The organism is Desulfoconvexum algidum, from assembly GCF_055382125.1.
Genome location: NZ_AP042394.1, coordinates 90,760 through 111,194, shown reverse-complemented (window position 1 = coordinate 111,194; position 20,435 = coordinate 90,760). Strand labels below are relative to the sequence as shown.

The following is a 20,435-nucleotide window of genomic DNA, read 5'->3' as shown; positions in this document are numbered from 1 at the left end:
ATTCATTGGAATGGTTATTTTCTACCCTTAGTTTTTGACCATTAATTTTTCCACGGCTTTTTCAAGGCCGTCCAGGGAAAGTTCATACATGGGAAAAATCTGGGCAATGGTCATAATGCTGTGGGTATACCCCCACATGGATTCAGAAACCGGATTAAGCCAAACCGTATGGGGAAAGGTTTTGGCTATGAATTTCAATTGTTCAAGGCTTGGCCTGCCGCTTCTTTCCGAAATATGGATGGAGCCGTCATGGGCCATGAGTTCATAGGGGGCCATGCTGGCATCCCCCAGGACAATGAGGCGGGTGTCCGGATCAAGCCGGGAAAATTCCATGAGACTTTTGGGTTTCTTGTACCGGGCCGGATCCTCCCATAAATAATCATAGATCGTGTTGTGGAAAAAATAGGTCTTCACCTCTTTAAACTGGGATTTAGCATAGTCAAACAGGGTCTGGACCACCCTTATATAGGGGTCCATGGACCACCCCCCGTTGTCAATGGCAAGAATCACCTTGAGCCGGTCCTTTAATGCCCGGTCAAAGATGAGCTCAATCTCTCCTGCATTGCGCAGGGTCTCTTTAATGGTTTCGTCAATGTTAATCATGTCCTTGGGACCTGCGGGAATAAGATTGCGCAATCGCTTTAAGGCCTCGCCCATCTTGGCCTGGGTCAAGGGACCCTTTGTGGAATAATCCTTGTACCGCCGTTCATTGGCCACCTTTACCGCTGATTTGTTCCGGGACTCCCCTCCCACCCGCATGCCGCCGGGATGATGGCCTGAATGGCCCACGGGAGAACGGCCCCCTGTCCCGATCCATTTACTCCCGCCGTCATGGCGGCCGTCCTGATCCTTGAGACGTTTCTTAAAATATTCTATCAATTCGTCCGGGGACATTTTGCTCAGGGTTTCTTCGTCCATCCCAAGGGCTTTTGCCAATTCTTTAGGATTTTTCAGCCATTCATCCAGCATGCCCCTGGCAATCTCGTCAATTTCAAAACCATCCCCTTCGGGTAGAGGAACCCCTTCAAAATGGTGGGCAAACACCTGATCATAGAGATCAAAATAACGTTCACTCTTCACCAGAATGGCCCGGGCGCAGGTATAAAATTCATCCAGCCCGTTGATATCCCCCTGGTGCAGGGCTTTTTGCAGTATCAGAAAAGAGGTGGGAGAAACCGGGATGCCGACCTCTTTGAGGGTATAAAAAAAAGTTACAAACATGGAGTACCGCCCTTAAAACATTTTGCGTCTGGTGGTCAGCTCTTTGGCCCGTTCATAATCCGGGCTCTTTTTAAACAAAACCCCCAGGAAGGGCATTTTTTCTTTGACAAGATCCTTGGCCTTGAAATCCGGGTCCGCATTCAATGCCCGGATCCAGTTGAGCAATTCCCGGGTGGCTGGTTTTTTTTCAATGGCCTCAATCTCCCTTAACCGATAAAAGGAATTGATGACATTTTCTGCCAGTCGGTTGTCGATATTTTCAAAATGAACATTGATGATCTTGCGCATCATCTTGGGATCAGGAAAGGCAATGTGGTGGAAATTACACCGCCCGAGAAAGGGATCGGACAGGTCTTTTTTGGCATTGGATGTAATAATGATCACAGGCCTGTGGAGCGCTTTTACGGTCCTATCGGTTTCAATAATATCAAACTGCATCTGATCCAGAACATCCAGCATATCATCCTGGAAATCCGTATCTGCCTTGTCAATCTCATCAATGAGCAGCACGGTTCTTTTGTCAGCACAAAAGGCCTGGCCGATTTTTCCCATTTTAATATACTCGTCAATATCACTGACATCCCGCTTGGAATCCCCGAATCTTGAATCGTTTAACCGGGTCAGGGTATCATACTGATACAAGGCTTCCACAAGCTTCATGCTGGATTTAACATTTAATGTAATAAGGGGCATGGAAAGGGTTTCGGCAATGGCGTAGGCCAGCATGGTTTTACCTGTTCCCGGTTCTCCCTTGAGCAGCAGGGGCATTTCCAGTTTCATGGATATATTGACAATTGAGGCCAATTCCGTGTCCAGAACATATTTTTCCGCACCATGGAATTCATTGTTAAGGGGCTGGTTCATTGATGATGTCTCCACAAATTTTGTATTTTATAATTTTATTACCATTTACTATTCTTCAATATAATTCAATAAGAGAATATATGAATCATCTTCTCTCTTTTCACAAGGATTTTATTACCACCAGCTGGATTCCTATTATATTACAAATATGTTGTTTTGATTTTTTATTGTCAAACTCTAAAAGATTGACACCCATACAACTTAATGGTAATAATTTTATTTTGATTTTAAAAGTGATGACTTAATAGGAGCGTACTATGATTGGTGGACTCGGAATGCCGGAACTAATAATAATTCTTGTTATTATTCTTATCATCTTTGGGGCGGGAAAACTTCCTGAAATAGGGGCTGGCCTGGGAAAAGGAATTAAAAATTTCAAAAAAGCCACAAAAGATCCCATTGAACATAAGGAAGACGAACCCGAAAAAATCGATAAAGATTAGTTTTCTTCCTTTGACCTTAGGGTATATCCCCCCCGCCGGACATGGTTTCTATTTCCGGCGGAGGATTTCCCCCTTCTTCCCTGCAGATAGCAAGACATTCTTTATAAAGATCATCTTTTCTTTTAATTACAAAAATGAAATCTTATACCCCTAAATGGTGACATTTTTGTAATTAAAAATTCATTTTTTAATTCATTTCCACATCTCAATTCTGCCTCCGCTCTGAAAAGCTTGATAGGCAAGCCTTGGCACGCCCATTGCTTATTGGATTAAATTAGATCATAGATGTCACCATGTATTTTTAAAAAATGGAATTTAACAATGACCATTGAAAGACCGGAAGCAAGTATTTTAATCGAAAAAAGGGCAACACTGATCCAGGAGTTCCTTGCCGGGGAATCAATGGATTTTCTTAAATCCCTGACCTCTTTTCTGGATGAATACTTTTACACCGTGTTTGAAAAGAGCATCTCTGCCCGAAAAATGGTTGTCTCCGGCAATCCCTTTGCCATTATCGCCCTGGGAGGGTATGGCCGAAAAGAGCAGTGCATCCATTCGGACATTGATCTATTGATCCTTTTTGATCGATCCGTACCCCCGGAAGTGGAAGCCTTTGTCCAAGAACTTTTATACCCCCTGTGGGATGCAAGATTTGAAGTGGGATATGCGGTCCGGAATATTGAAGAATGCATTGACATGTCCTTTGAGCGGTTTGACATTTTAACCACGGTTCTGGATGCCCGGTTTATCTGCGGTGCCTCCCTGGTCTATTCCTCTTTTATGGAAACCTTCAGGTCCCGGTTGTCGGGAAAACGGCTCAAAGACACCCTGAACTATCTGTTTGAACATGGAAAAAAGCGACTTACCGACTTTGGGGACTCGACTTATCTGGTGGCACCGGATCTCAAATCCGGATTTGGCGGGTTACGCGATTACCACACCCTGCTCTGGTATTCAAAAATAAAATCCAATATCAAATTCAGGCGGGATCTGGAATACTATGGATTTTTGTCGAATGTTGAATATGACAGTCTTGAAGATTCCCTGACCTTTATCTGGGATATCAGAAACCGGCTCCACCATATCACAGGGCGCAAATGCGACACCCTCCATTTTGAATACCAGGCCGAGATGGCAACCCTTCTTGGCTATAAAAACAAAGCAGGGCAGCCGGATGTGGAACGGTTTCTTGGCGAACTCCATGAAAAAATGGAATTTTTAAAACAGCTGAACCAGATTACCTTTGAAGATATTCTTTCCAGCCGGAAAATCAAAAAAGAATTTGCCACCCCCAAGCCCACAAAAACAGAAGGCCTGGTCATCAAAAACAGACGGCTCTACTTTGCCAATACCGTGGCCATCCTCCAGAAACCGGACCTGCTGTTAAACATATTTCTGGAAAGCGGCCAGACCAAAATTCCCCTCTCCATTGAGGCCATGCGGGTTGTATCCGAATTTTCTCACCTGGTGACAGATGAAATGAGAACAGATCCCCATTGCGTTAAACTGTTCAAACGGATCCTGGCCTTGTCCTATTGGGAATTCAATGTCCTCAATGTCATGCTGTCCACGGGAATTCTTGAACGCTTCATCCCCGAATTTTCAGCCATTGTCAACAAAATTCAATATAACCACTACCATTTATTTCCCGTTGACAAGCACTCCATCCGATGTGTTCAGGTAATCAACAGCTTTAAAGAGCCTGGCGCCACTCGGATGAAATCGCTCTATGCCGGGATTTTTAAGGATATCCGGAATAAAAACATTCTATTGGTGGCAGCCCTCCTCCATGACATTGGCAAATCAGATCCCGCCAAGGAACATTCAAAACGCGGTGTAAAGATTGCCGGCCCCATACTGGACCGACTCGGGTTCAACCCAACGGAACGAGAAGATGCCCTCTTCTTGATCCAGCACCACCTGCTGCTGGCCAAAACCGCTACCCGCAGGGATATTTTTGACGAGGAAACCGCTGTATCAACAGCCAATACCATCGGCAAAATCCGCCTTTTGCGCATGCTTTTTTTACTCACGGTTGCAGATTCCAAGGCCACCGGCCCCAAGGCATGGAATGACTGGACCGAGAACCTTATAAAAGACCTTTTTCTAAAGACCATGGGCATTTTAAAAACCGGTGAACTGGCATCCAAAAAGACCCAGCGACTCATTGACAAAAAGAAACAAGAGGTCTTGGCACTATTAAGGGAAAACTGGCGGGAAGAAGAGGTCACCAACCAGTTAAACGGCATGTCCCAGCGGTATCTCTTATATGTTCCAGCCCAAAATATTGTGGATCATATCAATTTGTACCGGAACCTTCGAGACAGAGATTTTATCTGGCAAATAACCAAGGAAAACAACTCGGATATTCGAACCGTTTCCATCTGCGGCAAGGACAAGCCGGGATTTTTTTCCAAAATAGCCGGGATTTTTTTCCTGAACCAGATTGATATTGTTGCCTCCCAAGCCTATTCCCTGGGCGACAGCCATATCCTGGATATTTTCAAGGTCATGCCCCCAAAGGATTTAATATTTGAAAGGGAAAAATGGGAAAAGGCAGAACGAGACCTGACCCAGGCCCTTGAGGATGATCATTTTCTGGACAAGGCCCTGGGCAAGATTCCCGACACCCTTGCCATTTCTTCGGGCACCCCCCCTGAAACAAGCAAGGTTCGGATCGACAACCAAACATCAAGCTTTTTCACCATCATTGAGGTATTAACCTATGATTTTCCAGGGCTATTATTTTCCATTACCAACGCCCTCTACCGCAATGGCCTGAATGTCAATGTGGCAATGGTGGGAGGAAAAGTAGACCAGGTCATTGATATTTTTTACGTTCGAGATATCAATGAAGATCAAAAAATTGAATCCGATGAAAAGCTTGAACAAATTAAAACATCTATTTTAAACACTCTTCCACACATATCTGCAAAGGAGGTTCTAAATGAAAAAAATTGAAGCCATCATCAAACCCTTTAAACTCGATGATGTCAAAGAAGCACTCAGCGACATCGGAATTTACGGGATGACCGTAACAGAAGTCAACGGATACGGACGCCAGAAAGGGCACAAGGAAATATACCGAGGTGCCGAGTATGTGGTTGACTTTGTTCCCAAAATAAAAGTTGAAATTGTGGTCAATGATGACCGGGCACAGGAGGCAGTTGATACCATCAGAAATGCTGCCAACTCCGGCAAAATTGGCGACGGTAAAATATTTGTTCTGTCCGTGGAGCAGGCCATCCGGGTCAGAACCGGTGAAACAGGAGACGAGGCACTTTAAACAAAGAAACCTTTTATATTTAACAAAATACCCTAAGCAAAGGAAAAAAAAATGACACCCAAAGACGTTATTGAACTGGCAAAGGAAAACGAAGTAAGAATAGTTGACATCCGCTACATGGACTTTATCGGCACATGGCAGCATTTTTCAGTGCCCATAGGAGAGCTTGGTGAAGGTGCATTTGAAGACGGATTCGGCTTTGACGGATCCAGCATGCGGGCCTGGCAGGCAATTGACAACTCCGACATGATCGTTATCCCCGATCCTGCCACGGCAAAAATCGACCCGTTTTTCGAAGTTCCCACCCTGGTCCTCATCGGAGACATCCATGATCCCATTACAAGGGAAGCCTACAGCCGGGATCCCCGAGGTATTGCCAAAAAAGTGGAAAACTACCTGAAAAGCACGGGCATTGGCGACACCATCTACGTGGGACCAGAACCTGAGTTTTTTATCTTCTCCAATATCCGGTATTCCTCGGAACCCAATGCCGCCTTCTTTGAGATTGACTCCGATGAAGCCCATTGGAACTCCGGAAGGGATGAAATGCCCAACCTGGGACACAAAATCCGCCCCAAAGGCGGATATTTCCCCCTGCCCCCCAATGACAAATACCAGGACATGAGAACCGAAATGATGCTTACCCTGGAAGACCTGGGCATTGCCATGGAATGCCAGCACCACGAAGTTGGCGCTGCCGGCCAGTCTGAAATCGATCTTCGGTTTGATTCCCTTTCAAACATGGGCGACAGCCTTGCCTGGTTTAAATATGTCCTGAAAAATGTGGCTACCAAATATGACCATACTGTCACCTTCATGCCCAAACCCCTCTATGGCGACAACGGCAGCGGCATGCACATCCACATGAGTTTCTGGAAGGACGGCACACCCTTGTTTGCCGGCAACAAATATGCTGGCATGTCCGAGATGGCCCTCCATGCCATCGGTGGCATCATGAAGCACTGCAAGGCTCTTTGCGCCATCACCAACCCCACCACCAACTCCTACAAACGGCTGGTACCCGGATTTGAAGCCCCCATCAACCTGGCATATTCCAGCCGGAACAGAAGTGCGGCCATAAGATTGCCCATGTATTCCGGGTCCCCCAATGCCAAACGGATCGAGTTCAGAACACCGGATCCTTCCGCCAATGGATACATGGCCTTTGCCGCCATTGCCATGGCCATGATCGATGGTATCCAGAACAAAATGGATCCCGGCGATCCCATGGATAAGAACATCTATGACCTGCCGCCCGAAGAACTGGCAGAATTAGAATCTGCACCCGGAACTCTGGAAGAAGCCCTGGCGGCTCTGAAAGAAGACCATGAATTCCTGCTCAAGGGAGATGTCTTTACCAAGGATGTCATTGATTACTGGATTGACTATAAAATGGAAAACGAAGTTAAACCAGTCATCAGCCGTCCCCATCCCCATGAATTTTATCTCTACTATGATATCTAAACGCTTTTAGATACTCTTATTACCCGTCAGGCCCGATGGAAGCCCCCATCGGGCCTGACTTTTTTGATAATTTTCACCCCAACACCCAGGCGTTCCAAAGTATGCTGCCCCCATCCTGGCCACCTGTTCTCTTTGGCCATGCCCCGGATTTATTTTTTTAATGCAATCGGAAAAAAAATAAGCTATAAGGAAAAAACAAACAGGTGCCGGCCATAAATCGATTCTATTACTCGGTCGAAAAACAACAAGGGAGTGGACATCATCACCATGGAACTTTTACCATTGTCATTTAAACGGATATCAAAAACTTTCTTCATTTTACTGTTTTGCTTTTCCTTGAGTTTTTCTCCTGCCCTTGCACAAGAATCCAAGAAAGGAAATGAATTTGATAAATTGTCCCAGCGATTGATTCAGGACGGCTTCGATCCTGAAAAAATCAATACCCTCTTTGCCAGTAAACAGGTATTTTTTACACCATCTGGCGTCTCTTCATTTTTTATTCATTCTGAATCAAGCCTTAACTATGACCAGTTTCTTGCCCCAAAACCCATTGCAAAAGCCCGTGAATATATGGAAACCCACAAGGAAAGCCTGGATCTGGCCGAAAAAACCTATGGTGTGGACAAAACCGTCATCACCGCCATTCTCTTGGTGGAGACCCAACTGGGCGGGTATCTTGGCAAACGAACTGTCATCAACACCCTGTCCACCATGGCGGCCCTCACCGATGATGACTTGAAAGAACGTATCTGGAACTCTATCCCGAATAAGAAAAAGCCCCCACGGGAAAAATTTGAAAAAAAAGTAAAAAAACGATCCCAATGGGGCTATCAAGAGCTTAAAGCCCTGATAAAATATACGGATAGAGAAGGCGTTGTCCCGGAATCGATCAAAGGTTCCTATGCCGGGGCCATGGGCATCTCCCAATTCATGCCCTCCAATGCCCTGACACTGGCAAAGGACGGCGACAACGACGGCCGTGTGGACTTGTTCAACCATTCCGATGCCATCTCTTCGGTGGCCAATTACCTCAAACACCATGGCTGGAAACCCGGCATTCCCCGTCAACGTCAACACGAAGTTTTGTTCCGATATAATCACAGCAACTATTATGTCGACACCCTGTTAAAAGTCTCAGACAAATTAAAAGAAGGATAAACACTATATTTCATGGATAAGCTTGCTTTATATATTCTTCTAATAGCCGCCCTGTCATTGGGCCTGACAATGCTGGCCCTGATTGATATCATCAAAAAGGACTTTGGATCAGCCAAGGCAAAGGTTCTCTGGCACTTTGTCGCCCTTATTCCCCTCATTGGCTGGTTGATCTACCTTATTTTTGGTTTTAGAAAAGGTCACAAAAAACCAATTTAATCATGGAATTTCAATTGACTTTTTTTCTCATCCAGTATAAATAATGGCCTTTACTGATGGTCCCATCGTCTAGCGGTTAGGACGCTGGCCTCTCACGCCGGAAACCGGGGTTCGATTCCCCGTGGGATCACCAAGTAAACCAAGGGTTTTCAGAGATTGTCTGAAAGCCTTTTTTGTTTTTCCGGTCCGCCTCCAGTCCTCTCGAAATATTTGCTTTGCACAATAGGGGTTTGTTGGATTCTTTGTTTTGATTTAAGATAAAGAAAATATAACTCAATATCTATATTTGATTTAAACAGAAGTGTAATACGAAATTTTATTCAAGAGTTCCGTTAAAGGTAATCTCTTTTTTGCCAAACGAATAATAATTTGATAACTCTGAGCCTTTTTTAAAACCAAAATAATTGAACAATCTTCGGAATTGATATTCTCGATGAGAAGAAACTGTGATCAATGGTTTATAAGTATGGAGATAATCAAAGGATCCTAAAACAAGTTTTTTACCAATCCCATTATGCTGAAAATTATCAAATACTCTTAAAGTGCATATCTTTTTTTCATTTTGTTCTTTTTTGAGGATTGCAACTCCAGCAATGTAATCTTTTGCAATAGTGAAAATGATTTCCCTATTTCCATTGAGAATCCCGTCTCTAACCTGATCATAATACCATTTATAGAAATCAGGATAATCTTCTTTGAGTTGGAATATTGTATGATAGATAGAATCAAAATAGAAATCAAAATGAGCTGGAGACCCAAGTAAATTGGATATTTTTATATTTGAAATATTCATTTTGTCTCCTTTTGTTTAGATGTTATCATTTTTGACTTACTAATATCAACATTTTTCTGCACTGAAGCCTCTATTTCGAGTACCGACTCCTTTTCGGAAGATGAAACCAACCAACTATCTAAACGTGATGAAGCCAAATTAAAACAGATTGATAATAAAGCAAGAGCAATCAGATATTTGAAGAGCGTTCCCACATTTGATTTATGATATTTTATTTTCGCTAAAGTGTTGAAAGAATCTATGACATCATCTCCATTTGTTTTTTTTGACCAATGATATGCTATAATATCTTCCAACACATGTTCTTTATCGACGTATTTTCTCCATAGATCAGATTCTATTAGACGACAACTAGTTTTGAGGTGGTTAGATTCAAAATCTTCACGAGAATTCCGCATTAATAAAAAATGAATTTTTTTAATCTTAAATTCTTTTTTACTATTGATATATTCAAGTAGGCTACGATTGTAACTTCTTTTTTCATTTATCCTAAAATCAATAATTTCAGTGGCTGTGAAAGCACTATTAAAAAATTTATTCTTAGGAGCTAATTTCCTTGTAAAAACAGATGAAAAACTATCATCCCTAAGGCGTAATCGGAAATAGTATTTACAACAATCACTATCGGGAGTTATAGAGCCAATATTGAGCGAAAATATCGAACCATCATATTTTTTTGTTATATAGCAATCTCCGGCTGTCTTTTCAAAATCAATTGCATAAATATTAAACTGTTTTTCAGAATTCGCATTGAATACATTAAACTGTTTTGGTTTATCTGTATTTCCACCTTGAATCGTATAGTCTTCATTAAAGACAGAACTTACTAATCTATGGTCTTCATGCAATTTAGCCCCGATATCTTCAATGTTATTTTCGTCTATTTCAAATGGGAAATGCAAATTTAGCAATGCGACTTGACGAACATCATGAACCATAAACCCCATATCAAGTAGGTACTCTTGCTTTCTTTTGCGAGTATTATACAACTTCCAAAAATTGATATGTAACTCTAATTTCACATTTTTTCCGTTAACTCCATTTGCCTGATCATACCATAGTGCGATTGTTTTCATGACTTATACCCAACCTTTTGGAATATACATAAATGATTGTGGTGCCCGGAAATCACCATATATGAAATATGGATCTTTGGGTTTTTCGTAAATGACCAGATTTTGAATTTCTATAGCGTATGCTATTAGCTTATTATTGAAATATTTCTTAAATTCATCTTCGGTAATGCCCGCAGATCTTTTTGTGGATTCCCATATTTCATGTGGGATACCCTTCTCAAATCCATTATATTCGAAATAGCCTATGATCTTTTTTTCAGGAGCAGATGAATAAATGTAGATATTATCTACATCTTTTTTGAAAATTTTTTTCCTGTATTCATACTTCTTTTCACCTGATATGATCTCCTTCACGTATTTAGGCTTAATAGAAATTAAAACATTCATCGGAAAAAGGCCTCTACAATAATAATTGGTTTATCTTTTATTTTTTCTTTGGATTCATAACTTAAATTTCTGTTCTAATTCGTTCGAGCAAAACGGATGCAGCCTCATCTGATGAATCCTGTGTCACAAGTTCTCCTTCGAAAGCTTTTCTGAGGATTTCACTATCGAGAATACTGATATCCTGAATTATTTCTGCTGTATGCCTTGAAAGTTTTCCTACTGCTTTAATCTGTTTTTCGACAGCAACAACAATTTTATTTTGTTCATCAATAGGTGCTATTGGGATCATCATATTTTGAACACGTGTTTTATTAAGCGCAGGTTGATTATTTCCCGATCCCAATGTTCTTGTTTTTACGTATTGTTCTTCAAGATATCTATATACATATTCAGGAAGGATCTGTGTCTCAGAAACCCTTATTGCTGCACTATTTTGATTATTACAGGCTTCTATATCGAGAATAGCTACTTGCCCACGAGTTTTCCCTTCTCCGATCATTCCTATCAATATTGTCCCTGGAGGATGAATGCGTGTTGATGTATTCTCAAGCCCAAGTTTGGTAATATTTTCTATAGTATTATTAATTCTACAAAATGCGACTTCTCCACTACTAACCCAGGGGACATTACCATTCCAGTATGACAGTTCTTTTCTTCGGGGTGTTGCACCCACACATACCTCAAATATTCGCCCAAGAGATGCCCAACACCAGCCAGCGGGTAATTCTGACAAGGTTACATTATCAACAAGTTCAGGTTCTTTATATTTGGATTTCCACTTATCGTCTTTCGGTTCCTTGCCTTTGGCCCTCATTTTGGCCAGTTCATTCTCTTCCCATTTTTTCCGGCGCTCTATCCGAATACGTTCAAGCAGGATAGAAGCAGGCTCAACATCAGGATTATTTTTACGCCAATCAGCGGTCAGGTCCCCTCGGAAAGCAGATGCCAGTATGGATTGTCTCAGTTTATCCAGAAGGGGCTTGGCTGTTTCCAATGCCTTTTTTGCTTTTTTGCTTTTGGCCTGAAGAATTTCTATCTTTTTTGCTATATCCTTTTGTTCATTAAAAGGGGCTAAAGGTATTTGAGTCTTTTTTATTATAAACTGGCTTATATTTGGTTGCGCTCCACCTTTGCTTGTAGCTATCAGATCTTTTCTGATATTTTTTAGTAAATAGAATATATATTTAGTATCAATATATTTAGAAAGAAAGAGAGCACAAACCGCCTGATTCGTTGCTGCATCACAGGTCAATATACCTACTTTACCGACTGTAGCTCCATACATTGCAATACAAAGAGTTCCTTCAGGGAATATTTTCGCACTTGAGTTTTTTAGGCCATCCTCGGTAATTGATTCAGATATGTCATTTACTTCACCATCTCGTAACTCTCCTGATTTCACCCATGGGATATTACCACCATAATATGAACTATCAGAACGCTTAGGAGTTCCCCCACTGGAAGTCACTGCAATTTCTTCTATATTAACAATTATCCAATTATGGGGAAGAAATTTTTCATTATCCTTCATGGAAGAGTTGTCTCCCCATTATTTAATTGGACCATCAAATCTTCCATTTCTTCCGTAGCTAACCTTAGCTGCTCCATAATCTCAGCAGCAATAATTTCAGGTTCCGGCAGCTTTTCTCCATTTCCAGAACTTTCGTCCTGCAGCCAGGAAATATCAAGATTATCACCACGGACTTTTATTGTTTCTCTGTCAAAAGCCCTGAATCTCCCTTCTTCTCCCTGATCCTTCCGTTTACTCATGCCCATAGGATCATCACCAAAGGCCTGTTCAAATTTCTTAAGATTTTTTCTGGTAAAAGGTGTCCGCTTACCAAAAGATGGCATATTAGTCCTCAGGTCATAGACCCAGACCTCTTTGGTGTTATCTTTTTCAGTCGTTCCTCTGGAAAAAAATAGGACATTTGTTTTAACACCCTGAGCATAGAAGATACCCGTTGGAAGCCTAAGAATAGTGTGTAAATTACATTTGTTCATCAGGTCTTCTCGGACTTTTTGCCCAACATTATCTTCAAACAATACGTTGTCTGGAAGAACCACAGCAGATCGTCCACCAGGCTTTAGTCCACGGTATATATGCTGCAAGAAAGCCAGCTGTTTGTTGCTGGTAGGGAATGTGAACTCTCTTGTCGGTGCTCCCCCACCCTTTTTAGTTCCAAACGGGGGATTTGTCATAATGACATCAACTTTTGGCAGAGCCGCACCAGCTGATCCAAGGGTATTACCTAATTGCAAAGGCCCTGCAATATCATGAAGCATCATATTCATCAGGGCCAAACGATGGGCATCCTGGACAAGTTCCATCCCGCATAGCGCCTGATTAATCTGAAAATTTTGGGCTTGTTCTGACAGGTCAAACAGATCATCAGTTCTTTCCTTGATATACCTGTCTGCCATCAGAAGAAATCCACCAGTTCCAGCGGCAGGATCTTGGATGATTTCACCAGCCTGGGGCTTTACCAATTCGACTATGGATTCTATCAATGGCCTGGGGGTAAAGTATTGTCCGGCGCCGCTTTTTTTCTCATTTGCATTCTTTTGCAGAAGCCCTTCATACATATCCCCGAGGCCTTCCTGCCTGGCACTGTACCAATCCAATTCATCAATATTCTGGATCAGTTTATTCAGGTTTCTAGGGTGTCTCAATGCCGTGGTGGCATTGGCATATATAGATTGTACCCGCCCACTGCTTTTGCTTCCCAATTCTACCAACATGAGGCGGTAAAAAGTTAACTGATCTACCCCTTCTTCTTTTATCAAGTCATCCCAACGGTACCCATCTGGCAACTGGTTTTCAGTTTCAGTCTCCTTTGCCATCTTCAAAAAAAGAATATACGTCAGTTCTGTTACATATTGGTGATAGGTGATGCCGTCATCCCGAAGAATATCACAGAAACTCCAGAGTTTTTGTACTATATCAGTTGTTGTTGCCATTGTTTTCCTTGAATTTATTTGCCCGATTTCTAACCGGTTGCTACATCTTTCCAGAGTTCATCTGAAATCTGGCCAAGTATCTCATTCATTTTGCCACCAAATATTTTATTCAGCCTGTTGAAACCACCTTGATCCTTGAACCGTCCACTATCAAGAGCAGAACGATCCACAATGGTTTCTTTTTCCAGCTGCTTGCCAATTCTTTCAAGCCATTTCCTTTGGGGAACAGTCCATTGCTGGCTTGCAAGAATCTTTGTCATGGCATTTTTCACCCTCTCTTTATATGGTTTCAGGGGAGAGTCAAGTACTGATTGTCGTATGAAACCAATTATTGATGCAGCGATCTCAACATTATTGGTATCTTTCCAAGCTGTTCTCAGGATTGTTTCATTATAGCCTGCCTGGTCAAGGAGTAACTTGAGTTGCTTTAGCTGTGCTCTGGTCAGGTCTCTTGGTTTGGTGGTTACAACAATTAATGCCGGGATTTTGTTCATGTTATCCCGGATATATTTACCAAAGGATTCCAGGTAATCCTCAGGTTTTTCATATTCTCCATATCCATGGGATACATCAATCACTTCATCTTCATGGCCGGATATGATCAAGACTTTTTCTTTTTCGGCTTTTAGGTCATCCAGGAACTTTGGCAGATCAGGGCGGGCAACAAAAAAGTCTTTGACCTCATCCCCTGACATTTTCAAAAGCTTGCCTATGACCTGTTCTGGTGTTCCCCCGGCCATCATCTTGAATTGATCTAAAGCCTTGTCTTTGATCAGTCGTTTTTTGTACTGCATCTTTGCAGCTATCTGATCTCGAATTTCTTTTCTATGGTCCTCTTCCTCAACTTTGACAAGCTCTTCCACCATCTGGACAATGGTTATCTTAGGATTGGGAACAACCGGCTTCATTGTGGAATACGGTTCCAATGCAGCATAGAGGTCTACGGTGTCATATATTCTAAACAGGTCTTTTCCTATTTCATCACATAGCCGTGTGGCCCTGCCAATCATCTGCTCATATAGGATTCTGCTTTTAACCCTTCTAATGAAAACCAAATTTACAATCTCTGGCACATCAATGCCTGTGGTCAGAAGATCCACGGTTACAGCTACAGAAGGAAACTTTTCCAGCTTATACCGTCTGATCTTATCCATGGGCTTATCTGCGGCAGCGGTAATCTTAACAACGGCATCATCATCCACTGCACCATATTGGTCTTCAAATGCTTCCTTGAGCATAGAGACAACCATATCTGCATGGCTGTCTGTTGCACAGAATACAAGTGTTTTCCCGGGCAAATCAGGATCTATATGTTTGGCAAGTTCAGCACAGATTGTTTTGTTAAAGTTTTCCGTTATGACATAGGTATTATATTTTTCGACCTCAATGGTGACTTCATCGGGTGTTTTATGGGAAGACATCGTCCCAGAATTGACATGATATACTGCTATGTCTTCATTTACTTTCCAGGTCATGCCCTCATCCACCAACTTTGTCAGAATACGGATGGGAGGTTCATGGTCCCGCAGATATCCTTCAATGACGGCTTGCCGATACGAATACGTATAAACAGGTTCATCGAAAATTTCAGTGGTGTGTAATGCAGGGGTTGCCGTAAGACCAATCTTTACGGCATCAAAATGATCCAATACCCGTGTATATTTTGATATGTAATCCCTATCACTTCTAAAAGACAGTTCACCTTCTGTCATTTCACGGTCCAATGCATACCCTCTGTGACATTCATCCACAATTATGCAATCGTATTGGTCAACAGCCAGTGGTATGGTGTCTTTACCAGGATACAGTAGTCGCATCATCATTCCCTGGATGGTTGCAATATGTAGTCGGGTATCGATCTCAGGGGTAATATCCCCTAATTCTTTTACATCATATATGTCAGAAAAGGATTGAAGGTTTTCCAGTTTTACATCGTTGAAAGCACCGGCAGCCTGCTCACCCAATGATGTCCTATCCACCAGAAACAGAATACGCCTGAATCGTTTAGCCTTGAGGAGTCTGTATGACAGTCCAATACAGGTTCTGGTTTTCCCGGTCCCTGTTGCCATAGCCAAAAGAATTTGTTGTTTTTCATCGGCAATTGCCTTTTCAGCAGCTTTGATGGCTTCTACCTGATATTCCCTTAATCCCAGGTAATCCATCGGCTCTTTTTCCAATTTTTCTGCCGCATCTTTAACATCTATATTGAGAAGTGCCTTGAGTCCATCAGGTGTGTACCAGGAATCCAAAGGCCTGGGATGATTGGTGGGCAGTCTTCCATCAAGGAACCAGATACCACTTTTTGTTTTCAGCTGCCTTAAGAACGGTTTTCCATTGGTTGCAAACAGGAACGGCACATTATATTTGCCCCATGGTCCACCGGCAAGCTCCCACCCTTCTTTTGCGGTAAAGCCCTTGCTGTATCTTTTGGACTGTTCTATTGACCCAGAGACATCTTTATTTTTTCGTTTTGCTTCCACTATACCAATGGCAGTGAGTCCCACAAAAAGGACATAGTCAGCAGGGCCTTTCTTAGTCGGCCATTCTGATATGGCCATATTTTTACCTTTTGCCGGACGAACACCTTTTTTATAAGTCAGCTTTTTGGTATCTGTTTCCCAGCCTGCTTCCCTGAGCTGTGCATCAATGATTTTTCTGGTGTCGGCTTCATTCAGGTCAATTTCCTCATCAGCAGTAGCCGCTTTAGCAAGGGCAAAGTGAATAGCTTTCGGTTCTGCTTTCGCCTTGGTTTTGAGTTCCTCAATATATTCCTGATGCTTTTGTTTCTCTGCTATAAGCTGTTCTTCGGTTTCCTGGGCAAGGGAAAAGGCAGCATCAAGATCGTCATACATTTTCTGTATTTCCATCTCCTGACCTTCTACCAGATCCACTTTCTCCTGAGCCTTTGCCAGCTGTTTTCTCAGCTGTCTAAGCTCGTCTTTAAGGTCAGTATCTGCCTGGGTCGGATCAGGAGGAGGAATAAATGGGCCTTTGGCAATGTCAGGATTCGCTCCAAAGACTTTATGGAACCATACAGCCAACTGCCTTGCCATCCGCAGATGATACAAGGCTTCACCCTGGTCACCGACAAGTTGATGCACTGCTTTATTGCCTGTCTTTCTTAAACTATGGAATAACTGGGCAGCCTTGGGTGTAAGGATATTGCCATCTTCCAGCTTTCTTAAGACGGTTATGGCATTGTCCTCTGGAAATACATCAATACCTGTCCTTGCAGCTACCTCCTGGGCTAGTAATTCGCCGAACTGACGTAGCTTGATCAATGATGTATTAGGATCATCAAAAACATATCGTTCTGCCTGTACAGCGCATTGGGCAAGAAGAGTGCTGTGCTCAGAAAGAAATGAAAAGTTTGGAGACTTATGTGTTTTATTTTCTACGGTTGTATCCATTTTTATTAGTCCAGATCTATAATTCCCGGTCTTTTTAACTATTTACATACCGTACCACCATCTCAATATCGCTTAATCACTGTAAAATCAAATAAATATAGTAAATTTATATGAATTTCCGTTATTCCTGCTCAAACCCTGTTTTCTCCTCGAAAAATACCCATAACCAAAGCCTTACCGCTGTAATGATTAATACAAACACATAACCTACTTACAAACGGTGAATCAAATCGCATACTCTTTCATAATGAATACATATGGTTTTAAGTCGTTCGTGCCTTTACAATATCTACTTATATTGATATTGCAATTTACAGATTTAAACAGCGTTATTCGGATTGGCCTGTTTAATTAATATTTTAGAATCAGACCCTGGGGCTATCAAAATGAATATTTCTATAACAAAATGGTTATCACAAGTGCTGAGTGATCCTTTTTGTCTTTCATATTTATCATTACAGGTATTAATTTTTATTATATTTTGTTTTCATGTTCTACTTCCTATTTTTAATAGAACAGGACAATTTAACACCGTTATTACCGGAATGAATAAGAATGCTCCCAAAAAAAAATCAAGTGGCGAGATTCGACTCTTTATTCTGGAAATAATTAAAAAAACCATTCCGTGGGGATACGACAGATCCCAAGAATATAAAGAGGCCTGGTCTAACTCTCGTATCGGTGATGATGAAAAGGCATCCTCTCCTATCCGAATAAAAGATTTTTTAACTCCGGAAATTGTTCTTGATAGAATAAGAAATCAACGACTTGCCAATGCGCTTCCAGGGATATTTGTTTCCGTTGGTATTTTTGGTACTTTTCTTGGTCTTGTGCTGGGTTTGGCCGAGGTGAACCCAGAGGATGTTGCAGGTATGGCCAAAGGTGTCAAATCCTTAATGGCTGGACTATCTCTAGCTTTTTCATCCTCATTGTTAGGTATTCTTTTTTCCGTTTTATTTTCTTTCGTATATAAAGTCCAAATAACCCGGCTTGAAGATACATTCCTTTCATTTGATGAGAGTGTATGCAAATGTTTCCCATACCATTCCAGCGAAAAATTCTCGGCCCAATATTTAGAAACACAAATAGATATTAAACATAGTATGCAGACTCTTGCTACAGATATTGTAACAAAGTTAGGCCCCAAAATCGGTGAAGCCATCGGCGCAGAACTAAACCCATTGAGATATGATTTTTCATTATTGTTAGAAAATTTGCAAAAAAACAATTCCGATACGTCAAAAGGCTTGGTGGAACTTTTTGACACTAAATTTAGAGAAGTGTTTAAAGAACTATCAGTTATTGTAAAGGAAACAACAGAGGCTCAATCAGATATTAAAGACCAAATGATACACTTTGCTGAGAGCTTACAAAAACATTTTAAAGGCCAGGCAGAATTAATAGAAAAAACAAGCAGAGCAGGTCAAATCCTTGGAGATAGTTTGGAGAGCCTTGAAAGCATTTCCGGCCAGTTGAAATCATCGGCAGACCATGTAGTTACCGCTGCAACATTGCTTGGAGAATCTGCTGAAAAGGCGAAAGATGGTCATGAAATTTTAAGAGATACCATGGAAAAACAAATTGAGGTCTTAACAAAGACCAGAGAAGATCTCACTGCCTCCTGGCAAAATATCACTGATAATACCGAAGGTGTTGTTGAATTAATGAGATTAACAATCGGGGAACTTCAAGAAGGTGTTGGGACAAATCTCTTAAAGGCACTTGAATCATTTGATGGCAAGGTAGCAGAAGTTGCCGAACGGTTTAGTGGAACTCTTTTTGAAACTTCAGAGATCATTGAAGAACTCCCTGCTCTTTTAGCTGATCTCAATGAAACATTCCAAACAATTGGATCTGAGATCAGTGCTCAAAAGGATATAATCAAAGAATTAAATAGTACCACCAAAGATATGGTTGCACCGAATATAAATGAAGCGGCAAAAGCTGCCAATGTTTTAAAAGATTCCAGTCAAATGCTTCTGACGATTAAAACAGATCTTCATAATCTGTTTGCTAAAGTAATTCCCAGCTTACAATCAAATTTCAAACTATTGGGGCCTGAAGGGCCAATGATAAACCAGCTTAACCAGTTGAATAAAAATCTAAACGGATCAGATTCTTTAAAAAACAAAGAAGACTCCGAATACAATGGACATATTAAAGAAATAAGCACGCATTTAGAACACATTAAAAATATTATTAAAACCAATCGAGTCCCTGAAAATGACAATGGGGACGGCAAACTATTGAACTCGATAATTGCCATTGATGACAAGATTGACTCAATTTCTAAATTTTTCAATGAAACCTCCTTTAGCACACTGCAAGAAAGTCAAATTGCCAATATAAAGATGGCACAAACATTTGATGAACTCAAAAACACTTTAACAAATGAAACATTGTCCCAACCTGTGAAAAAAGGTTTACTGGGAAGAATGTGGAATAAATGATGCTCACTGTCAAAAAACATAATAGCTCCTGGGGTTCAACCAAAAAATTCGAACCTGAAAATTTCTGGGCATCATACAGCGATCTTATGGCAGGTTTGTTAATGATTTTTGCCCTTACCACAGTTGTAACCATTCTTGAAATCGGTCACAAATTGATTGAACCTACTGAAATGCTGGAAAAGTGGCAAAAAGTTATTAATGAAATCCGCAATGATAAAGAATTAGCAACTATTTCAAATATACATATTGACCCTGACACAGGTGCGTTAATAATTAGCGATAAAAATCTTAGGTTCGGCTTTGGAGATTCAGATCTTGGTCAAGAAGCTGAAGAAATATTGCGACGGGCTGTGCCGAAATATATAGAAATTGTTTCTAAATACCCTGATTTTTTAAAGCTCATCAATGTAATCGAGATTGCAGGGCATACAGATAGAAAAGACCTTAATAACGCAAATCCTTATCTATCCAGACGTCGAGCAGGTCAAGTACATCATTTTTTATCCAATGAACCTGCCATGAAACCGCATTTGAAATTATTCAATGACAAAGCTATTACGGCAGGATACGCTGCAACTCGTTTCCCAAATACATGCATAGAGGACACTTGTGCTGAGGCAAGGCGTGTTGAGATTACAATCCTGCTTAAAGAAAGAGATGTGTTAAAAGAATTTCAAAGAATTTTAAAAGAGATCATTCGTTGAGA

The 20,435-nt window shown here is 41.4% G+C and carries 16 protein-coding genes and 1 tRNA gene; 9 read left to right on the top strand and 8 right to left on the bottom strand.

The genetic code is table 11. The features are described from left to right. Positions 1-27 precede the first annotated feature (27 nt). Together ACZ45G_RS00485 and ACZ45G_RS00480 are read right to left on the bottom strand one after the other, a co-directional pair. Complete coding sequence (locus tag ACZ45G_RS00485) at positions 28-1,221, bottom strand: vWA domain-containing protein (protein WP_464174637.1); 1,194 nt, start codon at positions 1,219-1,221, stop codon at positions 28-30. Between the two features lie 12 nt (positions 1,222-1,233). Beyond that, a complete protein-coding gene (locus ACZ45G_RS00480; RefSeq protein WP_464174636.1) occupies positions 1,234-2,085 on the bottom strand; it encodes an AAA family ATPase in 852 nt (283 codons plus the stop codon). Between the two features lie 257 nt (positions 2,086-2,342). Between ACZ45G_RS00480 and tatA the strand changes: the two genes are divergently transcribed. The 7 genes from tatA to ACZ45G_RS00445 all read left to right on the top strand — a co-directional run bounded on the left by tatA (position 2,343) and on the right by ACZ45G_RS00445 (position 8,785). Continuing rightward, positions 2,343-2,528, top strand: a complete 186-nt coding sequence (tatA, locus tag ACZ45G_RS00475) for a twin-arginine translocase TatA/TatE family subunit (protein WP_464174635.1) — start codon at positions 2,343-2,345, stop codon at positions 2,526-2,528. A 321-nt stretch (positions 2,529-2,849) separates the two neighbouring features. Next, positions 2,850-5,489, top strand: coding sequence for a [protein-PII] uridylyltransferase (gene glnD / locus ACZ45G_RS00470; protein ID WP_464174634.1), 2,640 nt, complete (start codon positions 2,850-2,852; stop codon positions 5,487-5,489). Then, positions 5,476-5,814 carry a P-II family nitrogen regulator gene (locus ACZ45G_RS00465; protein WP_464174633.1) on the top strand — a complete coding sequence of 113 codons (339 nt, stop codon included), beginning with the start codon at positions 5,476-5,478 and terminating at the stop codon, positions 5,812-5,814. Before glnD ends, ACZ45G_RS00465 begins: the two co-directional genes overlap by 14 nt. A gap of 51 nt (positions 5,815-5,865) precedes the next feature. Further along, positions 5,866-7,278, top strand: coding sequence for a type I glutamate--ammonia ligase (glnA, locus tag ACZ45G_RS00460; RefSeq protein WP_464174632.1), 1,413 nt, complete (start codon positions 5,866-5,868; stop codon positions 7,276-7,278). Positions 7,279-7,545: 267 nt separating this feature from the next. Further along, positions 7,546-8,436 (top strand): lytic murein transglycosylase, encoded by an 891-nt coding sequence (locus ACZ45G_RS00455; RefSeq protein WP_464174631.1) that lies wholly within the window; start codon positions 7,546-7,548, stop codon positions 8,434-8,436. A gap of 12 nt (positions 8,437-8,448) precedes the next feature. After that, complete coding sequence (locus ACZ45G_RS00450; protein WP_464174630.1) at positions 8,449-8,652, top strand: PLDc N-terminal domain-containing protein; 204 nt, start codon at positions 8,449-8,451, stop codon at positions 8,650-8,652. 58 nt (positions 8,653-8,710) lie between these two features. After that, positions 8,711-8,785 (top strand) — tRNA-Glu (locus ACZ45G_RS00445). A gap of 183 nt (positions 8,786-8,968) precedes the next feature. Here the strand turns inward: ACZ45G_RS00445 and ACZ45G_RS00440 are convergent. From ACZ45G_RS00440 to hsdR, 6 genes are all read right to left on the bottom strand, one after another. Continuing rightward, positions 8,969-9,445 carry a GNAT family N-acetyltransferase gene (locus tag ACZ45G_RS00440; protein WP_464174629.1) on the bottom strand — a complete coding sequence of 159 codons (477 nt, stop codon included), beginning with the start codon at positions 9,443-9,445 and terminating at the stop codon, positions 8,969-8,971. Continuing rightward, positions 9,442-10,521 (bottom strand): hypothetical protein, encoded by a 1,080-nt coding sequence (locus ACZ45G_RS00435; RefSeq protein WP_464174628.1) that lies wholly within the window; start codon positions 10,519-10,521, stop codon positions 9,442-9,444. The genes ACZ45G_RS00440 and ACZ45G_RS00435 overlap by 4 nt, the downstream gene beginning before the upstream one ends. A gap of 3 nt (positions 10,522-10,524) precedes the next feature. Then, positions 10,525-10,908, bottom strand: a complete 384-nt coding sequence (locus ACZ45G_RS00430) for an ASCH domain-containing protein (RefSeq protein ID WP_464174627.1) — start codon at positions 10,906-10,908, stop codon at positions 10,525-10,527. Positions 10,909-10,969: 61 nt separating this feature from the next. Further along, positions 10,970-12,439 carry a restriction endonuclease subunit S gene (locus tag ACZ45G_RS00425; RefSeq protein WP_464174626.1) on the bottom strand — a complete coding sequence of 490 codons (1,470 nt, stop codon included), beginning with the start codon at positions 12,437-12,439 and terminating at the stop codon, positions 10,970-10,972. Next, positions 12,436-13,869: a class I SAM-dependent DNA methyltransferase gene (locus ACZ45G_RS00420; protein ID WP_464174625.1), complete on the bottom strand. Its 1,434-nt coding sequence runs from the start codon at positions 13,867-13,869 to the stop codon at positions 12,436-12,438. The genes ACZ45G_RS00425 and ACZ45G_RS00420 overlap by 4 nt, the downstream gene beginning before the upstream one ends. 29 nt (positions 13,870-13,898) lie before the next feature. After that, positions 13,899-17,279 carry a type I restriction-modification system endonuclease gene (hsdR, locus tag ACZ45G_RS00415; protein WP_464174624.1) on the bottom strand — a complete coding sequence of 1,127 codons (3,381 nt, stop codon included), beginning with the start codon at positions 17,277-17,279 and terminating at the stop codon, positions 13,899-13,901. Between the two features lie 386 nt (positions 17,280-17,665). Between hsdR and ACZ45G_RS00410 the strand changes: the two genes are divergently transcribed. Continuing rightward, complete coding sequence (locus tag ACZ45G_RS00410) at positions 17,666-19,729, top strand: hypothetical protein (protein WP_464174623.1); 2,064 nt, start codon at positions 17,666-17,668, stop codon at positions 19,727-19,729. Then, a complete protein-coding gene (locus ACZ45G_RS00405; protein WP_464174622.1) occupies positions 19,726-20,433 on the top strand; it encodes an OmpA family protein in 708 nt (235 codons plus the stop codon). Before ACZ45G_RS00410 ends, ACZ45G_RS00405 begins: the two co-directional genes overlap by 4 nt. Positions 20,434-20,435 lie beyond the last annotated feature (2 nt).